Origin of the sequence: Pseudomonas sp. BNK-7, assembly GCF_048072025.1 — a bacterium.
GTDB classification, from domain to species: Bacteria; Pseudomonadota; Gammaproteobacteria; order Pseudomonadales; family Pseudomonadaceae; genus Aquipseudomonas; species Aquipseudomonas danubii.
On sequence record NZ_CP182252.1, the window covers coordinates 871,105 to 889,181 of the forward strand.

At 66.5% G+C, this 18,077-nt stretch carries 12 protein-coding genes; 2 read left to right on the top strand and 10 right to left on the bottom strand.

Annotation, left to right across the window (positions count from 1 at the left end; genetic code table 11):
- Positions 1-8 precede the first annotated feature (8 nt).
- Both recG and ACMGF8_RS04125 read left to right on the top strand, forming a co-directional pair.
- Positions 9-2,084 carry an ATP-dependent DNA helicase RecG gene (recG, locus tag ACMGF8_RS04120; RefSeq protein WP_102862275.1) on the top strand — a complete coding sequence of 692 codons (2,076 nt, stop codon included), beginning with the start codon at positions 9-11 and terminating at the stop codon, positions 2,082-2,084.
- 79 nt (positions 2,085-2,163) lie between these two features.
- Positions 2,164-3,564 (top strand): aminoacyl-tRNA deacylase and HDOD domain-containing protein, encoded by a 1,401-nt coding sequence (locus ACMGF8_RS04125; RefSeq protein WP_102862276.1) that lies wholly within the window; start codon positions 2,164-2,166, stop codon positions 3,562-3,564.
- A gap of 34 nt (positions 3,565-3,598) precedes the next feature.
- On the opposite strand, the gene ACMGF8_RS04130 is transcribed toward ACMGF8_RS04125, so the two are convergent.
- From ACMGF8_RS04130 to ACMGF8_RS04175, 10 genes are all read right to left on the bottom strand, one after another.
- Positions 3,599-3,982 (bottom strand): helicase, encoded by a 384-nt coding sequence (locus ACMGF8_RS04130; protein ID WP_102862277.1) that lies wholly within the window; start codon positions 3,980-3,982, stop codon positions 3,599-3,601.
- A gap of 140 nt (positions 3,983-4,122) precedes the next feature.
- Positions 4,123-5,052 (bottom strand): type VI secretion system-associated lipoprotein TagQ, encoded by a 930-nt coding sequence (gene tagQ / locus ACMGF8_RS04135; RefSeq protein WP_102862278.1) that lies wholly within the window; start codon positions 5,050-5,052, stop codon positions 4,123-4,125.
- Positions 5,053-5,135: 83 nt separating this feature from the next.
- The gene (locus ACMGF8_RS04140; RefSeq protein WP_102862279.1) at positions 5,136-6,848 is read right to left on the bottom strand and encodes a formylglycine-generating enzyme family protein; all 1,713 of its coding nucleotides are present in this window, start codon (positions 6,846-6,848) and stop codon (positions 5,136-5,138) included.
- On the bottom strand, positions 6,841-8,043 hold the full coding sequence (locus ACMGF8_RS04145; RefSeq protein WP_102862280.1) for an ABC transporter permease: 1,203 nt from the start codon (positions 8,041-8,043) through the stop codon (positions 6,841-6,843). The genes ACMGF8_RS04140 and ACMGF8_RS04145 overlap by 8 nt, the downstream gene beginning before the upstream one ends.
- Positions 8,043-8,759, bottom strand: a complete 717-nt coding sequence (locus ACMGF8_RS04150) for an ABC transporter ATP-binding protein (RefSeq protein WP_102862281.1) — start codon at positions 8,757-8,759, stop codon at positions 8,043-8,045. Before ACMGF8_RS04150 ends, ACMGF8_RS04145 begins: the two co-directional genes overlap by 1 nt.
- Entirely contained in the window at positions 8,759-11,860 is a 3,102-nt protein-coding gene (locus ACMGF8_RS04155) for a serine/threonine-protein kinase (RefSeq protein ID WP_416758773.1), read from the bottom strand. Before ACMGF8_RS04155 ends, ACMGF8_RS04150 begins: the two co-directional genes overlap by 1 nt.
- Positions 11,861-11,862: 2 nt before the next feature.
- Complete coding sequence (locus tag ACMGF8_RS04160; protein WP_102862283.1) at positions 11,863-12,597, bottom strand: PP2C family protein-serine/threonine phosphatase; 735 nt, start codon at positions 12,595-12,597, stop codon at positions 11,863-11,865.
- Entirely contained in the window at positions 12,598-13,251 is a 654-nt protein-coding gene (gene tagF, locus ACMGF8_RS04165) for a type VI secretion system-associated protein TagF (protein ID WP_416758776.1), read from the bottom strand.
- Positions 13,248-16,754, bottom strand: coding sequence for a type VI secretion system membrane subunit TssM (gene tssM / locus ACMGF8_RS04170; protein ID WP_250329729.1), 3,507 nt, complete (start codon positions 16,752-16,754; stop codon positions 13,248-13,250). Before tssM ends, tagF begins: the two co-directional genes overlap by 4 nt.
- A complete protein-coding gene (locus ACMGF8_RS04175) occupies positions 16,751-18,076 on the bottom strand; it encodes a DotU family type VI secretion system protein (protein ID WP_102862286.1) in 1,326 nt (441 codons plus the stop codon). Before ACMGF8_RS04175 ends, tssM begins: the two co-directional genes overlap by 4 nt.
- Position 18,077 lies beyond the last annotated feature (1 nt).

Sequence of the window (18,077 nt, forward strand, 5' to 3'; positions counted from 1 at the left end):
CAAGCGCAATGACTGAGCTGTCGAAAGTGCCGGTCACGGCACTCAAGGGCGTCGGCGAAGCCATGGCCGAGAAGCTGGCCAAGGTCGGCCTGGAGAACCTTCAGGACGTGCTGTTCCACCTGCCCCTGCGCTATCAGGACCGTACCCGAGTGGTGCCGATCGGCGCTCTGCGCCCCGGCCAGGATGCGGTCATCGAAGGTACCGTCAGCGGCGCCGATGTGGTCATGGGCAAACGCCGCAGCCTGCTGGTGCGCCTGCAAGACGGCACCGGCGGCCTGAGCCTGCGCTTCTACCATTTCAGCAACGCCCAGAAAGACGGCCTGAAACGCGGCACCCGCGTGCGCTGCTACGGCGAAGCCCGACCCGGCGCCTCAGGACTGGAGATCTACCACCCCGAATACCGCGCCATCAGTGGTGACGAGCCGCCGCCGGTGGATCAGACCCTGACGCCGATCTACCCCCTGACCGAAGGCCTGACCCAACAGCGCCTGCGCCTGCTCTGCCAGCAGAGCCTGGCGCTGCTGGGCCCGCGTAGCCTGCCCGACTGGCTGCCCGAAGAACTGGCCCGCGACTATCAGCTGGCGCCCCTGGACGATGCGATCCGCTACCTGCATCACCCGCCGGCGGACGCCGATGTCGACGAACTGGCCCTGGGGCACCACTGGGCCCAGCACCGTCTGGCGTTCGAAGAGCTGCTGACCCATCAGCTGTCCCAGCAACGCCTGCGCGACAGCCTGCGCTCCCAGCGCGCCCCGGTGCTGCCCCTGGCCAAGAAGCTGCCGGCCAAATACCTGAAGAACCTCGGCTTCGCCCCCACCGGCGCGCAACAGCGAGTCGGCAACGAAATCGCCTACGACCTGAGCCAGCCGGAGCCCATGCTGCGCCTGATCCAGGGCGACGTTGGGGCCGGCAAGACCGTGGTCGCCGCCCTCGCCGCCCTGCAGGCCCTGGAAGCCGGTTACCAGGTGGCGCTGATGGCGCCGACGGAAATCCTCGCCGAGCAGCACTTCATTACCTTCAAGCGCTGGCTCGAGCCCCTGGGCCTGGAAGTCGCCTGGCTGGCGGGCAAGCTCAAGGGCAAGAACCGCGCTGCGGCCCTGGAACAGATTGCCGGCGGCGCGCCGATGGTGGTGGGCACCCACGCCCTGTTCCAGGATGAAGTGCAGTTCAAGAACCTGGCCCTGGTGATCATCGACGAACAGCACCGCTTCGGCGTCCAGCAGCGCCTGGCCCTGCGCCAGAAAGGCGTGGGTGGCCGCCTCTGTCCGCACCAGCTGATCATGACCGCCACACCGATTCCGCGAACCCTGGCGATGAGCGCCTACGCCGACCTGGATACCTCGATCCTCGACGAACTGCCCCCCGGCCGGACCCCGGTCAACACCGTGCTGGTGACCGACAGTCGCCGCGTCGAAGTGATCGAGCGGGTGCGCGCGGCCTGCGCCGAAGGGCGCCAGGCCTATTGGGTCTGCACCCTGATCGAAGAGTCTGAAGAACTCACCTGCCAGGCGGCCGAAACCACCTTCGAAGACCTCTCCAGCGCCCTGGGCGAACTGCGGGTGGGGCTGATTCACGGCCGCATGAAACCGGCGGAGAAAGCCGCGGTGATGGCCGAGTTCAAGGCCGGCAACCTGCAACTGCTGGTGGCCACCACCGTGATCGAGGTCGGGGTCGATGTGCCCAATGCCAGCCTGATGATCATCGAAAACCCGGAGCGCCTGGGCCTGGCTCAGTTGCACCAGCTGCGCGGCCGGGTCGGACGCGGCAGCGCCGCCAGCCACTGCGTGCTGCTCTACCATCCGCCGCTTTCACAAATCGGGCGGCAGCGCCTGGGCATCATGCGCGAGACCAACGACGGTTTCGTCATCGCCGAAAAGGATCTGGAACTGCGCGGCCCCGGGGAAATGCTCGGCACCCGCCAGACCGGCCTGCTGCAATTCAAGGTCGCCGACCTGATGCGTGACGCTGACCTGCTACCGGCCGTGCGCGACGCCGCGCAGGCCTTGCTGGAGCGTTGGCCGGACCATGTGAGCCCGCTGCTGGAACGCTGGCTGCGCCACGGCCAGCAATACGGCCAAGTGTGAACCAACGCTCAGTTAATGGACCATGGGCATAACCAAGCTGGTTATACTCGTCAAATTGTAGAAAAACGGATACCAGACCATGACAGAAGTTGCCCTCGACATTGCAACCCCACACGCTCCGTCTGTTATCCGGTTGCTGCTCGGCAAGCTGGCCATCAGCTACAACGAAGTGCTCGACCAGCCGGGCCTGCCGGCTGCGCGCAAGGTCCAGGCGGTGCTGCTGGACGATGCCGTCGGCGCGCTGATGGTGCTGTTTCCGCAGAGCCAGCTACTGGACCTCAACCGCCTCACCGAACTCACCGGCCGCCGTCTCACCGCGGTGTCCACCGAACGCCTGGAGCGCATGCTCGGCAAACACAGCCTGAGCCTGCTGCCCGGCCTGCCGGCACTCACCAGTTCCCCCTGCCTGTACGAAGAAAGCCTGCTGCGCGAACCCAGCCTGCTGATCTATTCGGGCGAGCCGGGCGTGCTTCTGGAAATCACCAGCGAAGCCTTCAAGAGCATGCTCAACAAGGCCAGCGCCGGGCATTTCGGCGAACCCCTGAGCAGCATCCGCCCCAACCTCGATCGCCCGGATGACGACCGCGAGGAAATCACCCAGGCCATGCAGGCGTTCACCGCGCGGCGTATCCAGCAACGCCTGGAAGCCACCATCGAGATCCCACCGCTGGCGGAAACCGCGCAGAAGATCATCAAGCTGCGGGTCGACCCCAACGCCACCATCGACGACATCACCGGCGTGGTGGAGACCGACCCGGCCCTGGCCGCGCAAGTGGTCAGCTGGGCCGCCTCGCCCTACTACGCGTCGCCGGGCAAGATCCGCTCGGTGGAGGACGCCATCGTCCGCGTGCTGGGCTTTGACCTGGTGATCAACCTCGCCCTGGGCCTGGCCCTGGGCAAGACCCTGAGCCTGCCCAAGGACCAGCCGCAGCACGCCACTCCCTACTGGCAGCAATCGATCTACACCGCCGCGGTGATCGAAGGCCTGACCCGCGCCATGCCCCGCGCACAGCGCCCGGAAGCCGGCCTGACCTACCTCGCCGGCCTGCTGCACAACTTCGGCTACCTGCTGCTGGCCCACGTATTCCCACCGCACTTCTCGCTGATCTGCCGGCACCTGGAGGTCAACCCGCACCTGTGCCACAGCTATGTCGAGCAGCACCTGCTGGGCATCAGCCGCGAACAGATCGGTTCCTGGCTGATGCGTTACTGGGACATGCCGGACGAGCTGTCCACCGCCCTGCGCTTCCAGCACGACCCGAGCTACGACGGCGCCTACGCCGAGTACCCGAATCTGGTGTGCCTGGCGGTGCGCCTGCTGCGCAGCCGTGGCATCGGTTCCGGCCCCCACGAGGAAATTCCCGACGCCCTGTTCGAGCGCCTGGGCCTGAGCCGTGACAAGGCCGAAGACGTGGTGAGCAAAGTGCTGGAAGCGGAAGTGCTGCTGCGGGAACTGGCTTCGCAGTTCAGCCAGGCCTGACCCCATTCGCCGGCTAGCCGGCGAAGTCCCACCCTCAAGCCTTGGGCTTGGCCTTCTTCGGTTTCAAATACTTGGTCAGGCCCTGGAACCAGATCACCAGCGCCGGATTGCCCTTGATCTGAATCGACTTGTCCTGAATCCCGGTCATGAACGCCAACTGCTTGTTCTTCGCCTGCATCGTGGCGAAGCCATAAGCGGCATCCTTGAAGGCAATGGCGAACGCCGGCTCCGGATAGAACCCCGAACGACTGGTCACGCGCTGGTCTTTGACGAAGAAGTGTCGAGCAACCTTGCCGTCGAGCGTCTGCAACTGGAATACCAGTTCCTTGTCACCCAACTGTTGCTGAAAAGCAGGATTGTTGCGGCTGGCTTTGCCCATCAACAGGCCAAGCACCCAGAGAAGAAAACGGAATTTCATGCACGGCGCCTCAGTGGAATTATTGGATGGCCGCCGCAGTTTAACCTGTAACTCGAAGAGCGCCAGCCGATCTGCTCGATTACTCGGAGATCGACTGGCGTTCAACGCTTATCGCTACATCTTGTCAGACAATCACTGACTCACACGTTAGGGCAAGGCACCGGTGCCCAATCACCCAGGTCCGGGCTCTTGCACATGCTGTTGACCTGGGTCTGGCCGGTGGTAGCGACCTTGTTGCTCTCGGCCTGCTTGGTCTTGGCCTGCTGGATCGACTTCTCGGTGCTCACCGCTTCCGTCGGTACAGTCGGCAGCTTGGGTTGCTTGACCTTCTGCTGCTTCTTCCTGCCACCGGTGGTGGTCACCGGGGTGGTGTCGGCGGTGGCAACTTTCACCACGTCGGTACGTTGCACGCCCACTTGCTGCAGATCCTGCTCGTAGGCCTGGTTGTACTTGCTCAGGTCTTCGCTGGCCCGGCCGTTCACCGCGGCGATCAGGTCATTGGACTCTTTCAGGCCGCTGACGATCTCCGCCAGGCGCTTGCGCCCTTCCACATCATTGATGCTGTTGGCCTTGCGGGCAGTGATCAGGCTGTCGAAGGCACGCTGGTAGCAGGTCTGCGAAGCACGGGCGTAGGCGGTGCTGCGATCGATGTCGGCAGCACTCTTGTTGACGTCGGCGGCGTAGGAAGCGATGCGCTGATTGTCATCGGCGATCTGCTTCTGGCGCTCGGTGTAGTAACCGGCGGCACCACCGGCCAGGGCACCACCGGCCGCACCGATGGCCGCATTGCGACCACGGTTGTCGCCGTCGCCGGTCAGGGCGCCGAGCAAGGCACCGCCAGCAGCGCCCAGGGCGGCACCGGTGACCACCGACTTGGTCATGTCCGAATCAGTGGCGCGCAGGTGCTGCACCGGCTCGTAGCAGCTCGGGTAGTACTCGACCTTGGTGGTGGAGGCGACCTTGGACACCGGAGAGGTCGCGCAACCGGTCAATACGGTGCTGAACCCGGCGGCAACCAACAGCAGGTGACGCTTGGATGTTGAAGCAAATGGGTTGCGGGAAAAAAGCATGTTCGTGATCTCGATTAAGTTTGACCAACTCGGTACGACGCCAGGTCGTCCGAGCTCCTCCAGGCTCGACAGACAGCGGCCGGTCATGACTTCTGACCGGTCGATGCGAGCAGTTCCTTCAAAATCGTCGCTGGGTCGGCTCGCCGTTGCTGGCGATAATTCCCGACATGGCGGACGAATAACGTAGCGCGCGTCACCAGGCTCTTGCCGAGCACCGGCTTGCGATTGAGTTCTTCCTTGATCCGTTGAAATTGCGCCTGGATCACCGCGTCGGTGTAACGGGTGCCCGTGGCCAGGTTGTCGATGTAGATCGCCACCGCCCCGTCCAGCGCGCTGCGGCCGTTGTCGATGGCTTCGGCGAACAGCTTGGCGCTGGGTTCGTCCTTGGCATCGATGGCCTGCTGCTGGCTCTTCTTCAGGTTGGTCAGGCGGATGTTGTAGTTATTGATGGTCTCGGCCACCAGGGCCGACGACTGGATCAGGTTGCCCGCCGCCTCCTCGCGCTGCTGGGCGATCAGCGAGACGTTGCGCTTGAGCTCTTCGTTGACCAGCCCCAGCTCCGCCTGCAGACGCGGGTCGACACTGGCGGCGATGATGGCGTCCAGGCGCTTGGTGGGGTCCTGGGCGTCATCGATGGCGTCGGTCAGGGACGCCAGGCGGCCTTCCTTCTGCCACTGGGCGAACAGCTCCTTGTAGCGCGAACGCGGGGCCGACAAGGCGCCGATGGCCACCCGAAAACCCGTGGTTTCATTGCTCTGCTCGGTGCCGTCGGCGCCAAACAGCGGGTACTCGCGGCGCATGCCGGTAAACAGCGTGCCCTCGCCTTCCAGGTAATTGCCGCCCTTGACCACGAAGCCACCGTAGGTGCCCTGGCGCCGTCCGGCGCGCACCAGCTGGAACGACTCCTGGACCATCTCGGCGGCATTGCCGATCACGTCGAACAGGCCGATGGGGTTGGGCAGCTTGGTGCCGATCGGCATCAGCCGCGCCGCCTGACCCGTGCCGCCGGCCACCTGATTGAACACCGCCCAGTCCGCCAGCGGGCCATCGCTCTCGCTGCCCTCCAGGCGCCGTGGAAACAGCCGCCCTTCCAGCTCCTGGCGACTCACCGCCTGACCGCCACGGGCGGCGTATTCCCACTCCACTTCGGTGGGCAGGCGCACAAAGCCCAGGCCGCCGTCTTCGGAGGAGCCGCCGCGGCCGCTGACCGGCAGCAAGTCACGGTGATGCTTCATCAGCCAGGCGCTGTACACCGCCGCGAAACGCTCGGCCTCGAAGCGCGACAGCTTGACCTTGGGCAAACGCCCCTGCATCCCCTCCGAGGCTTCACAGGCCGGGGCCGGCTCGCCGCTGGCCAGGGACTGGGCCTGGGCCATCACCTGGGCATACTGGCGAGCGGTGACTTCGTACTTGCCGATGAAATACAGCATCGGCTTGAGAGGCACCCCGGCACCGGTTTTCGGCAAGGCCGGAGCAATGGTCTTGCTCCAGGCACCAGGCAGGTCCTTGAGGGTGAACTGGCCATTGATGTAGTCCCGGCGATAACCGGAGATGAACGATTGCTGGTAGCCGCTCTCACCTTCGCTGAAGGGATAGCCGAGGTTGACCTCACGGTCGTCCAGGGTGCCCTGGGCCAACACGTAGACATAGCGGAACACCATCTCGCCTTCACAGGGCAGCGGCAGACTGACGTCGTCCGGCAAGGGCTTGGGGTTGTCCATCTTGTTACCGGGCTCTTGCGCCCACGCGGCGCCGGCCAGGGTCATGGCCAACACGGTGCCGATCAACTTATACATCGCGAATTCCTTCACAGGCTTCAATGCGCGACACCCGCCAGCCGCCCAGCGCGGCGGCCAGGGTGCTGACGCCCAGCGTCGCCAACAGGGCCAGCCCGTAATGGGCCGGCAGCAAATGACTGGCGTACTCGCCGGGCACCTGCATGAACAAATGATTCAGCCCGGCCTGGGCCAGGCCATACAGAGCGCCACTCAACAACGCAGCGAAACCGGCGCTGTACAGCGCCTGGGCCACCACGAACAACAACAGGGCGCCGGTGGAGAATCCCAGCAGGCGCAGCACCGACAACTCCCGGCGCTTGCGCTCCACCGCCGCCAGGGCCCCGGCGAAGATCGCCGCAAAGGCGCCCGCCAGGGCCAGCCCGGCGATCACCCAGAAGACAATGGACAGGTTGCGACTCAAGGACTGCACCTGGGCGATGGTCTGGGCCTGGGTCGCCACCAACAGGCCACGCTCGGCGAAATAGCGGCGCAAGGGTTCGACGTCATCCAGGCTGCGGGCATACAGGCGAAAGGCCGGGTAGACCCGCTGCGCGGACGCGGCCGGCGCTTCGCCGAGCCAGCCCAGGGCCGCCACGGCACGGCCGTCGCGATAGTCCTCGGCGGCCTCCAGCAAGGCCAGCGGGGCGAACAGGGCATCCCGGGCAAAGGCCTCCAGAGGCAATACACCCTCCACCTGGACCCGGGTCCGCTGCACTTCGCTGCGCCCCGCCACCTGCCGGCCGAAGCTTGCCTGCAGCCAATCTCCAGGCTGTACGCCAAGCTTCTCGGCGGCGGTACGACTCAGGAGCACGCCACTCATGTTCCGCGGCACCGGCAAACGCCCGAGCAAGGGGTCCGAGACAGCGGTCGGCAACATTTCCACGGTCAGTCCGATATCCCCCGTGCCCCGGGACAAGTCCGCCGTCGCGGCAATCTGCCGGGTGCGCGGCAAGGCAAAGGCGACGTCCGGACGCTGGCCCAGTTCAGCAATGAAGCTGGCGCTGAAACGTCCACCGCCCAGGGGAATGATCTCGCGTACCGCCGGGTCCTTTTCCAGGCGCTCGGTGAGGCTGCTCACCAGCCCGAACTTGAGCCCGAACAGCACCAGCAACGGCGCAATCACTGCCACCAGGGCCAGCACCGAACAGGCCGACAACCAGGTATCGGCGCGGTAGTCCTGCCAGGCCAGGGCAGCGGTCAGGGACGCACGCATCAGCAGGCCTCCCCCAGCGTCGCGGTGACTCCGCCGTCGGCATCGCGCTGGCAGGCAATGCGCCGCACCTGCAAGCCGTTGGCCCGGGCCAGCACCTCATCGTGGGTGGCGATCACGCAGCACAGCCGCTGATCCCGCGCCTGTTGCACCAACAGTTGCATCACCCGCTGAGCGTTCAAGGGGTCCAGGGCCGCGGTCGGCTCATCCGCCAGCAGCACCTGCGGGCCATGGGCCAAGGCCCGGGCACAACTGACCCGCTGACGCTGGCCCACCGACAGGGCGGCGGGTTTCTTGTGCAGTTGATCGGCGATTTCCAGGCGTTCGGCCAAACGCCGTGGAATGCCCTCGTCCGCCAGCCCCAGCAACTGCCGGGGCAGGCTGATATTGCTGCGCACATCAAGAAACCCCAGCAGACCGCCAGTCTGCAGCACATAACCCAGGTGCTGGCTGCGCAACTGCGCCAGGGCGCTGTGACCAGTGCCGCGCCAGATGCCGGCAATGTCGATGGGGTCATTGGCCGGCGCGAATTCAAAGCGCGCCGCCGAGTCCGGAGCCAGCACCAGCGCCAGCAGATCGAGCAGCGTGCTCTTGCCGCAGCCGCTGGGGCCGACCACCGCCAGTTGATCGCCCGCCCGCAATTGCAGCCTGGGGATCACCAGGCTGTAGCGCTGGCGACCCTCGCCGCGACTCTTGCGCACCTCTGCCAGATCGAGCATCACGGCAGGGTCGACAACGGAACGCGGTACAGGGCATCACCCGGCTCGGCATCGCCGAAGCGCACCCAGTTGGCCAGGTCGTTGTGGAAGGTCTCGTAGAGACGGATCTTCGAATCCAGCTCGTCGATGAAATCTTCCTGCTCGGCCACGCTCAGGGAGAGCCACAGGTCCTGGGTCATGTTCAGCGACTTGCTGCGGTACGGCAGCCCTTCCAGGTATTCCCCCAGCACGCCGCCGTCGGCCAGGTTGCCGCCCTTGCGCAGGGCCGAGGGGTCGCGGCTCATGTAGGCGCTGGCGCTGGCGATTTCCTGGAAGAAATCCTTGGGCGAAGTCTGGGTCTTGCGTGCCGCATCGACAATCAGTTTCAGCGACTGCTGCAAGTCGTTGAGCTGCAGCTTGGTGAGCATCACGCAGACCTGGAACGCCGGCAGCGCCGGGTTGGTCAGGTCGCGGTCGGCGGTCCAGGCGCTGACCAGCTGCGGCGCCTGACTCGCGGATTTGCGACCGAGGAAATCCATATGCATGGCGTAGCCGATGGCCGCCGACTTCTGCGCGATGCTCGGCGCCGCCGCCAGCTGCGGGACGTCCTGGTTCTGGTTGCTGCGCACCTGATGCACCAGGTCGGCGAACACCGTGCCGATCTCGTCGACCTGCTCGCCGAACTTGCGCACATCGCCGCCGGGCACCTGAATGTACAGGTCGCCGATCTTCGGGTTGGCGTCGGCGGTCAGTACCCGGTACTGGGTTTCCGCCTGGGCGTGGTTTTTCTTGCCGGCATCGGTGCGCAGGTGCAGGGCATAGATCTTGATCTGCTTGCCCAAAGCCGCCTGGCGCACTTCCGCTTCGTTCATCTGGGTACGGCTGTAAGGATCGTTCTTGCGCAGGGCCCCGGCATCACTGACCAGCAGGATCAGGCGTCCGCCGTAGCCCTTCCAGTCCATGCCTTCCACGGCCTGCATCACCCCGGCAAAGGCGTCTTCGTTGAACGAGTGGCTGGAGACACTGGTGGCCTTGACCTGGCTCACCAGCTCCTGGAAACGCTGCGGGTCACGACCCTGATCAAGGGTCACCAGGGTCTTGGTCACGTACTCCAGGCCCGGGGTCTTGCTGGTGTTGTTGCGAAACCCCACCAGGCCGAAGCTGACACTGTCCAGCTCGCCACGCTCGGCGATCTTGCTCTGCAGCTCGTGCACCACGTCGCGCACCTGATCGATGTACGGCTGCATCGACACCGAGGTGTCCACCACCAGCACCACTGCCGTGCGGAAGGCATCGGCGGCGGCCGGCGGGCTGTTCGCCGGCAGGCGCTGGCCACTGCTGTCGCTGATGCTCTGCGGGCTGTTGCCCGGGTCGATCGAGGCGACATTGAGCAACTGCACCGGCTGGCCGCTCTCGTCGAAGCTCTCCTTGGAATCGAAGATCGGCAGCAGGTAGAACTGCTCCTGGGGCACCGCGCTGGCATTGGGTTCCAGGGCCAGCACCTGCTGCTCGTCCTGAGGATTCTTCTGCGCCCTGAGCAGCAGGTTCTTGGCCGCCGCCGGGTCCGCCAGCAAACGCTCCAGTTCGCTGGCCTGACGCACGAACATCACCGGTGCACGACCGGAACGCTCGGTGAACTTCAGCACCAGGCTCTGCTTCCAGTCGCTGACCTGCTCGGCCGGCAGCCAGCCGGCGCTGCGCCCGTCACTGGCGGCGCCCAGGCGCAGCCAGGAGCGGCCGTCGAGGTTCTTGCGCTGGTACACGTAAAGCACCGAGAACGCCGGCACCGACTTGTCCGGCGTGGCCCCCGGCTCGCTGGAAAAGCTCGCCCCCGGCTTGCTCAGCACCCGCTGGAACAGGGTCTTCTTGCCCGGCATGAGCAACGGTCGCTGGCCGCCATCGACATCCGCTGCCAGTGGCTGCTCCACCGGCGGCGCCACCACGGCAGGCGGGGTGCTGACCGTCGAAGCGGTCTTGGGCGCAGGCGCCGGGCTGTCACCGGACAGCCACCAATAACCAGCGCCGGCCACCGCCAGGGCGACGGCCACGGCGACGCCGGCCAGGGCCAGCACCGGGCCACGGTGCTGTTCGGAAGCCCCACTGCCGGCTGGTGGCAGATTGGAGGTGCGCGGCGGCGCCGCTGGCTCCTTGGGCGGCTCGCGGCGCGGCGCCGGTTGTGGCGCAGGCGCCTGCCGGGGAATCTCGATCGACACCGGGGTCAACCCGGCCAGGTCGTGGCTCTGAGTTACAGGCTGAGGTACAGGCTGAGGTGCAGCCTGAGGCGGCAGCGGCAACGGCTGGATCAGCGTCGCCTCGACCTCGGTCGCCTCAGGCGGCAGGTTGTCCAGGGCCGTCAGCAAGGCCGCCGCATCCGGATAACGTTCCGCCGGGTCCTTGGCCAGCAGCTTGCGCAGGATGTGCTGGTAGCGCCCGTGGTGCAGCGGCAGCTCCGGCAAGGGCTCGGTGAGGTGGGCCAGGGCCGTGGACAGCGCGTCGGTGCCGTTGTAAGGCAACTCGCCGACGAGAATTTCATACAGCACCACGCCCAGGGCATAGAGGTCGGCGCGCCCGTCGATGTCCTGGCCACGGGCCTGTTCCGGGCTCATGTAGCTCGGCGTGCCCACGGCAAAACCGGCCTGGGTGAACTGGGTACGGTCATCCAGGGACTTGGCGATGCCGAAGTCCGAAAGCACCGCCGTGCCGTCGGCGCGGAACAGGATGTTGGCCGGCTTCACATCACGGTGCACCAACCCCTGGGCGTGGGCATAACCCAGGGCCGAAGCGATCTGGCGGATGTAGGCCAGGCCCTGCTCCGGGGTCAGCCCGGCGGCAATGCGCTCTTTGAGGGTGCCGTTGGGCAGGTACTCCATGGCCATGTAGTACAGCTCGCCGACATTGCCGATGTCGTGGATGGTCACGGTGTGCGGATGGGACAGGCGCGCCAGGGTCTTGCCCTCGCGCAAAAAGCGCTCGCAGAAGCTCGGGTCGGCGGCCAGCGCCGCGGCCATCACCTTGAGCGCCACCTTGCGCTCAAGCGAACGCTGGGTCGCCAGGTACACGGTGGCCATGGCGCCTTCGCCAATCTCGCCCTGGATGTCAAAGCCGGGAATCAGAATGTCCATGGTCACTGTCCTGCGGCCTTGATCACGATGGCGGTGATGTTGTCCGGCGCACCCCGGGTCAGGCCCAGGTGAATCAGGCTGCGCACCACGTCGTTGGGCTCGCTGTGGCTGAGCACATCGCGCAGCTCGAAGTCTTCGGCGGTCTTGTTCAAGCCGTCGCTGCACAGCAGGAAGGTGTCGCCGTCCTCCACCTGCAGGTCGACCTGGGACAGCTCCAACTGGGCTTCGACGCCAATGGCCCGGGTGACGATATTGGCCCGGGGGTGCACCCGCGCCTCGGCTTCGCTGAGCAGGCCGCTGTCCTGCAGGTCCTGAACGTAGCTGTGATCCCTGGAAATGCTTTCCAGTTGCTCGTCCCGCAGCCGGTACAGGCGACTGTCGCCGGCCCACAGGCACACCGCCCGAGCACCGCGCACCGCCAGCAGGACCACGGTGCTGCCCATCATGGTCACCCCGCGATTGGCGGTTTCCTCGCGCACGGCAGCATTCACCGCCGCCAGGCCATTGCGCAGCGCGGCGACGTAATGGTCGAGGCTGTCGACCGGCGCAATGCCGCGCAGGCTATCGACAATCAGGCTGCTGACGTAATCCCCGGCAGCGTGCCCGCCCATGCCGTCGGCCACCAGCCAGAGGCCGGCTTCCGGGGCTTCGAGCCAGGCGTCTTCATTGATTTTCCGCACCATGCCGACATGGCTGTAGCTGGCGGACTGGTAGGACAGTTGTGGCGCTGAACCCATTTAGACGGCACCTTCTTGTCCGAGCAAAAATTGCGCAAAATCGCTGGCCGGCGGCAGCCCCTGGCAACGCAGGAGCATCGGGCTGATGGACGGCGAACCCCGGCCCCACCAGGCGCTCGACCCTTCACTGCCCTGGGTCGCGAGGACCGCGCCACGGGACTGTGGATCGCTGACATAAAACCGCTGCAGGCCGGCGAAATGGCTGCATTCGGCGTGAGTCGCCGGGCTCGGCGCTCCCAGGGCCTGCAACCCGTCCTCCAGGGCTTCGAAACTGGCGTCCTGGTCCAGGGTCGCCAGCAGCAGCTCTTCCACCTGTTCGAACCACAGCTCCGGACCACTCACCAGGGAGGCCACATCGCTTTCAGGCTCCAGCAAGGCGGCCACGGTCAGGGGGAAGTAACGCCCGACCCGGTCGATGCTCGGCATCACCACGCCCACCGCCGCCTGGGGCCCACAGACTCCGGGGGCCAGGGCAAAACGCCACAGCGGGCTGACCAGGTAGGCGTTCAGCCACTGCTCGCCCAGGGCGTTCTGGCTGGCCAGCAACCCCGCCGCCAGCCAACTGTCCCAAGGGCCGATGAAACTCTGCGGCAAGCCACGGCTGACAAAATCGCCGCGGCTGGCCAACTTGCCGTACAGGCCGACCACCGTCATAGCCGCTCCGGCAGGCTGAAGCCGCTGAGCACCCGGCTCTTGAACGGGTTGAAGGCACTGCTGGCCCGCAGTTCGTAAGAGATGCTCGCACCATCCACCCGCAGCCGCAGGTTGAAGCGGTCCGGCGAGTTGGTGGCGGTCAGGTCCGATTGCTCCAGCAAACGGAACCAGGCCCAGGGACCGTCCAGGGTGATCCCGGAGCGCCCAGTGGCCGATGGCGGCATGATCGACAGGCGCACCACGCCGATGCTCCCCGGGTTCGGCCATTGCATGGCCACCGGCCGGCTCGGACCGTGGTCGTAGCTCAGTTGCTGGCCATCCAGGTCGAGCAGGAACTGGCTGATGTTGGCGTCCATGGCCACCGGCTTGAGCTCGAAACGCACCGCCGGCTGGGTCCCGCCACTGGAGCGGAAGAACGCATCGCGGATGTTCGAGGCGCGCTGGAAGGTTTGCAGCACGCCGGGGGAAATGCCCAGCTTCTGCGCCGCGCCCGGCTGCCAGCTCCAGGTGGTGGTCGAGGTGTTGACGTAAGGCTGCAGGTACTTGCGGAAGTAGTTGTCCATCACCCCGCCGGTGCCGAAGAACTGCCCGAAGTCTTCCAGGGTCGCGTCCCGCGAGCTGCCCGGCGACATCGGATAACGCCCGCTCAGGGACTGGCGATAAACGTTCACCACCTCGCTGACCCAGGCCGCATTCAGTTGGTTGCGCACCCCGCCCATCATGGTGTTGGTGGTGGAACTGACCACCGATTTCACCAGCCCCTGGACCACCGGCGGCTGGCGCTCGGCGGTCAGGCTGACCCGCGCCGCCGCGGCACTGGCCTGGTTCTTGGCCTCGCCCAGCAGAGCATCGCCGCTGGCCCCGACCATGGCACTAACCTGCACGTACAGGGCATTCATGTCCGCCAGCAGGCCGTCGATGGCCGCCGGCTCGCCTTCGCCCTTGCTCACCAGGCTGTTGAGCTCGGCAAAGTGCGCGCTTACCGGGTCTTCGCTGCTGGCCACGGCCGCCGGATTGCCTGCCTGTTCCTGGCCCAGCAGGGAACCCAGGCGCTGCTTGAGTTGATCCACACCGCCCTCGACCTTCTGGCCCTGGGCCGCCAACAGGCGTTCTTCCTGTTGCAGATCGGTTTCCTTGGCCACCGCCACCAGCAGCTTCTTCAGCGGCGAGGTGGGCCCGGAGAGAATCCGCAGCACGTCGGCGGCCTGGGCCACGCTGGTGATCGGCACGAAGTCGATGTCCGCCAGCAAGGCGTCCCACTGGCGCAGGTAGTCCTGGAAGTACAGGCGGCGCACGTCGGCGGCGAGGCTGGCGACGTTCTGCTGGTCGGCCTGATCGCGGCCCAGTACCCACTGCTCTTCGGCCAGGGTGCCGGCCTGGTTGAGACTGGCCAGGAGGAAGCCTTCGCGGTAGCCCTTGGCGGTGAACAGCCCGCTCAGGGGTTCGCTCAACGGCTTGCCGCTCTTGCGGGTGAACACCAGCGCCGCGTCACGGCCACCGGCTTCGCTGAGGCGGAAGTCCGGCACACCGTCCGGCAGCTTGGCGCGCTTGACCCGGTCATATACGCGCTGGGCCACCGGCAGCTGTTGCAGCTGGCGGCGCAGGTCGTCGATCAGGCGCTGGTCCAGCCGCGCATTGGGTGGATGTTTTTCGAACAGCGCCTGCAGGTGGCCGGTCAGGGCCTGGCGCTGCTCGGGCGGCAGGTCGCGGGCCAGGGTGCGGTCCCAATCCAGGGTGATCCAGGCCTTGATGAAGTCCGGATCGTAGTGCTCGCTGTCCGCCAGCATCAGGTAGGCCTTGAGCCCCTCGTAGAGGAAGTCCGAGTTGCCGCCGCTGTGCAGCTGCTCTTCGATGCGGGTCATCAGACGCGGGGCGAACACCGCCACCAGCAGCTTGCGATAGACGCTGGCGGCCTCGGCCTCGAGCATGTCGCCCTGATACAGGCCCAGGCCCTCGGCCCAGCCCGGCGCATCGCCGGCCAGGTTGCGCGTGGCGTTGAGCAGCGGCAGCACCGCCAGCACATCGCGCTGGGCCGGGCTGAGGCTTTGCACGTCCTGACGCACCGGGCCGACCCGCTGGTCGACCTGGGCGATATAGGCCTGGTTGGCCCGGTAGCTGATGATCCACAGGGTGCTGACCACCAGCACCAGGGCCACGGTGGCCGCCAGGGCGCCCCGGGCGATCCATTTGCGCCGCCGCTCGACCTTGGGGTTGACCCCCACCAGCCCGCGCTCGGCAAAGGCCACCGCGCTGAACAGTTTCTCGATGAAGTAGCTGCGCCCGGTACCGGTCTGCCGCGCCAGGTGCTGGCGGTCCAGATTCATGCTCTGGGCCATGGCGCCGATCAGGCGGTCGATAGGGCTGCCTTCCTGGGTGCCGCTGGTGAAATACACCCCGCGCAGCAGCACGCGCTCTTCGAAGGCATTGGGTTTGAACACGCCTTCGAGGAAGCCCTGCAAGGACTCCTTGAGCGCCGCGAATTGCTGCGGGAAGCCGTAGATCAGGTCGCGCCGGGCCGGATCGCGTTCCTGTTGCAGGCGCTCCACCAGGCGTTCGTTGAGGCGCTGCTCCAGGGCCGCCAGCTCCGCCGGCAACTGGGCCAGGGGGCTGTCGCCGCTCTTGCCGTCGTCCAGGGCGAAGGTCATGCCCCAGACCTGGGCCCGCTCTTCCTTGCTCAGGGAATCGAAGAACTCCATGAAACCCGGCACCAGATCGAGCTTGGTGAGCATCAGATAGATGGGGAAGCGCACTCCCAGCTGGGTGTACAGCTCCTGGATACGCAGGCGAATCGCCGCCGCATGCGCCGCCCGCTCGGCTTCGCTGCTGAGCAGCAGGTCGGAGAGGCTGATGGCGACGAAGGCGCCATCGATGGGCCGCCGCGAACGCTGGGTTTTCAGCAGGTCGAGAAAGCCCAGCCAGGCCGCCTTGTCCACCGCGGCATGGCTGTCCTGGGTGGTGTAGCGCCCGGCGGTGTCCAGCAATACCGCCTGGTCGGTGAACCACCAGTCGCAGTTGCGGGTGCCGCCGACGCCGCGCACGGCACCGGCCCCCATCTGCGCGGCCAGGGGAAAATGCAGGCCGGAATTGACCAGCGCGGTGGTCTTGCCCGAGCCCGGTGGCCCGATGATCACGTACCACGGCAGCTCGTAGAGGTTGCGCCGCTCGTCACCGCCGAGCTTGGCCTTCTTCAACAGCGCCAGGGCTTCGTCCATGCGCTGGCGCAGGGCCGCCAGTTCCTCGGCGGTGGCCACGCTGTCCGGGTCCGGCGGGGTATCGGCGGCCAGGCTTTGCAGGACTTTGGCCGCGTGCCGGCGGGCCTGGATGATGCGAAACACCCGGTAGCCGATCCACACCGCGAAAATGACAATGATCAGCGCCCAACGCCGCCCTTCCGGCACCAGGAACTCCAGCAGCGGGCCAATGAACCAGATGATCAGGCTCAGGGCGATCAGCCCCAGCAGTGGAATCACCCAGCGCGTCACAAAACTGAAAAACGCCTTCACTCGACTCCCTCCGCCAATACGCTGATTTCTACCCGACGATTGCGCGCCCGCCCTTCAGCGGTGGCATTGGTTGCCAACGGCTCGGTATCGCTGCGGCCTTCGGCGCTGAAGCGCTCCGGCTGGCCGGTCTTCGCTGCGAGAATCTGCAACACCGATTCGGCGCGGGCCTGGGACAGCTTCCAGTTGGACGGGAAGCGCAAGGTGGCGATCGGGCGGTTGTCGCTGTGGCCGGTGATGCGCACCTGGCCCTTGACCTTGCGCACCGCGTCGGCGATGCGCAGCATCAGCGGCTGATAGTCGTCGAGGATGCTGGCGCTGGCCGAGGCGAACAGCTCGTCGCCACGGATGGTCACCACCGAACGGTCGACGGCGTCTTCCACCGCCACCCGCCCGGCCTTGATGTCCTCGGCAAGAAAGCCCGCCAGGCGCGGACGCTCGACAATCTTGGGCTGGATCACTGGGCGGTCCAGGGTCTGCACCGGGATCTCGCCCAGGGCATGGATGTTCTTGAACACCGGCTCAGCGTCCGCCGCCAGCTTCAGGCGCAGGCCGAACAGCAGCGCCAGGAGCAGGGCCACACCGATGGCGATACCGACCCAGGGCGGCATGAACTGGGCCAGCCGGTCACGGGCCACGCTGACCCCGCGCCAATGCGGCGAGAGCTCGCGCTCGTGCTCGCCGCGGGCACTGCGGATGATCGCCGCAGTGCGCTCGCGCAGCGCTTCGAGCTGGCTGCGACCGTCGATCATCACCCGGTAGCGGCCTTCGAAACCCAGGCACATGCACAGGTACAGCAGCTCCAGCAGGTACAGGCGCTCGCGGGGGCTTTGCAGGCAGTGCTCCAGCAACTGGAAGACCTTCTCGCCGCCCCAGGCTTCGTTGTGCACGGTGATCAGCAGACTCTGCTTGCCCCAGTCGCTGGTGCTGCCCCAGGGGGTGCTGAGCACCGCTTCATCCAGGGCAGTGCACAGCGCATAGCGGGCCAGCAGCACATCGTTGCGCGGCACGCCAGCGGCCTCGGCCCGCTCCTCGAACTGGCGCAGGTAGGCCAGCAGTTGCGCCCGCAGGCTGGCCGGGGCCGGATGGGCCAGGGTGTTGCGCAGCCGGGTGAGCAAGGCCAGCAGCGGGCCGGCAGCACTCTCCAGGGGGTTCAGGCCCTGGGCCTGGCCGGCCGGCAGCGGCGCCGCCGGCATGGCCAGGGACGGCGCTGGCGCCGGAGCCGGACGCCCGGGCTCGGGAGCACGGCCACCGGGGCGCGGCATGAATTGGGTGCGGTCATTGGCCGGGGACGGCTGCCCTGCCGAATCGTCGAAAGGATGCATC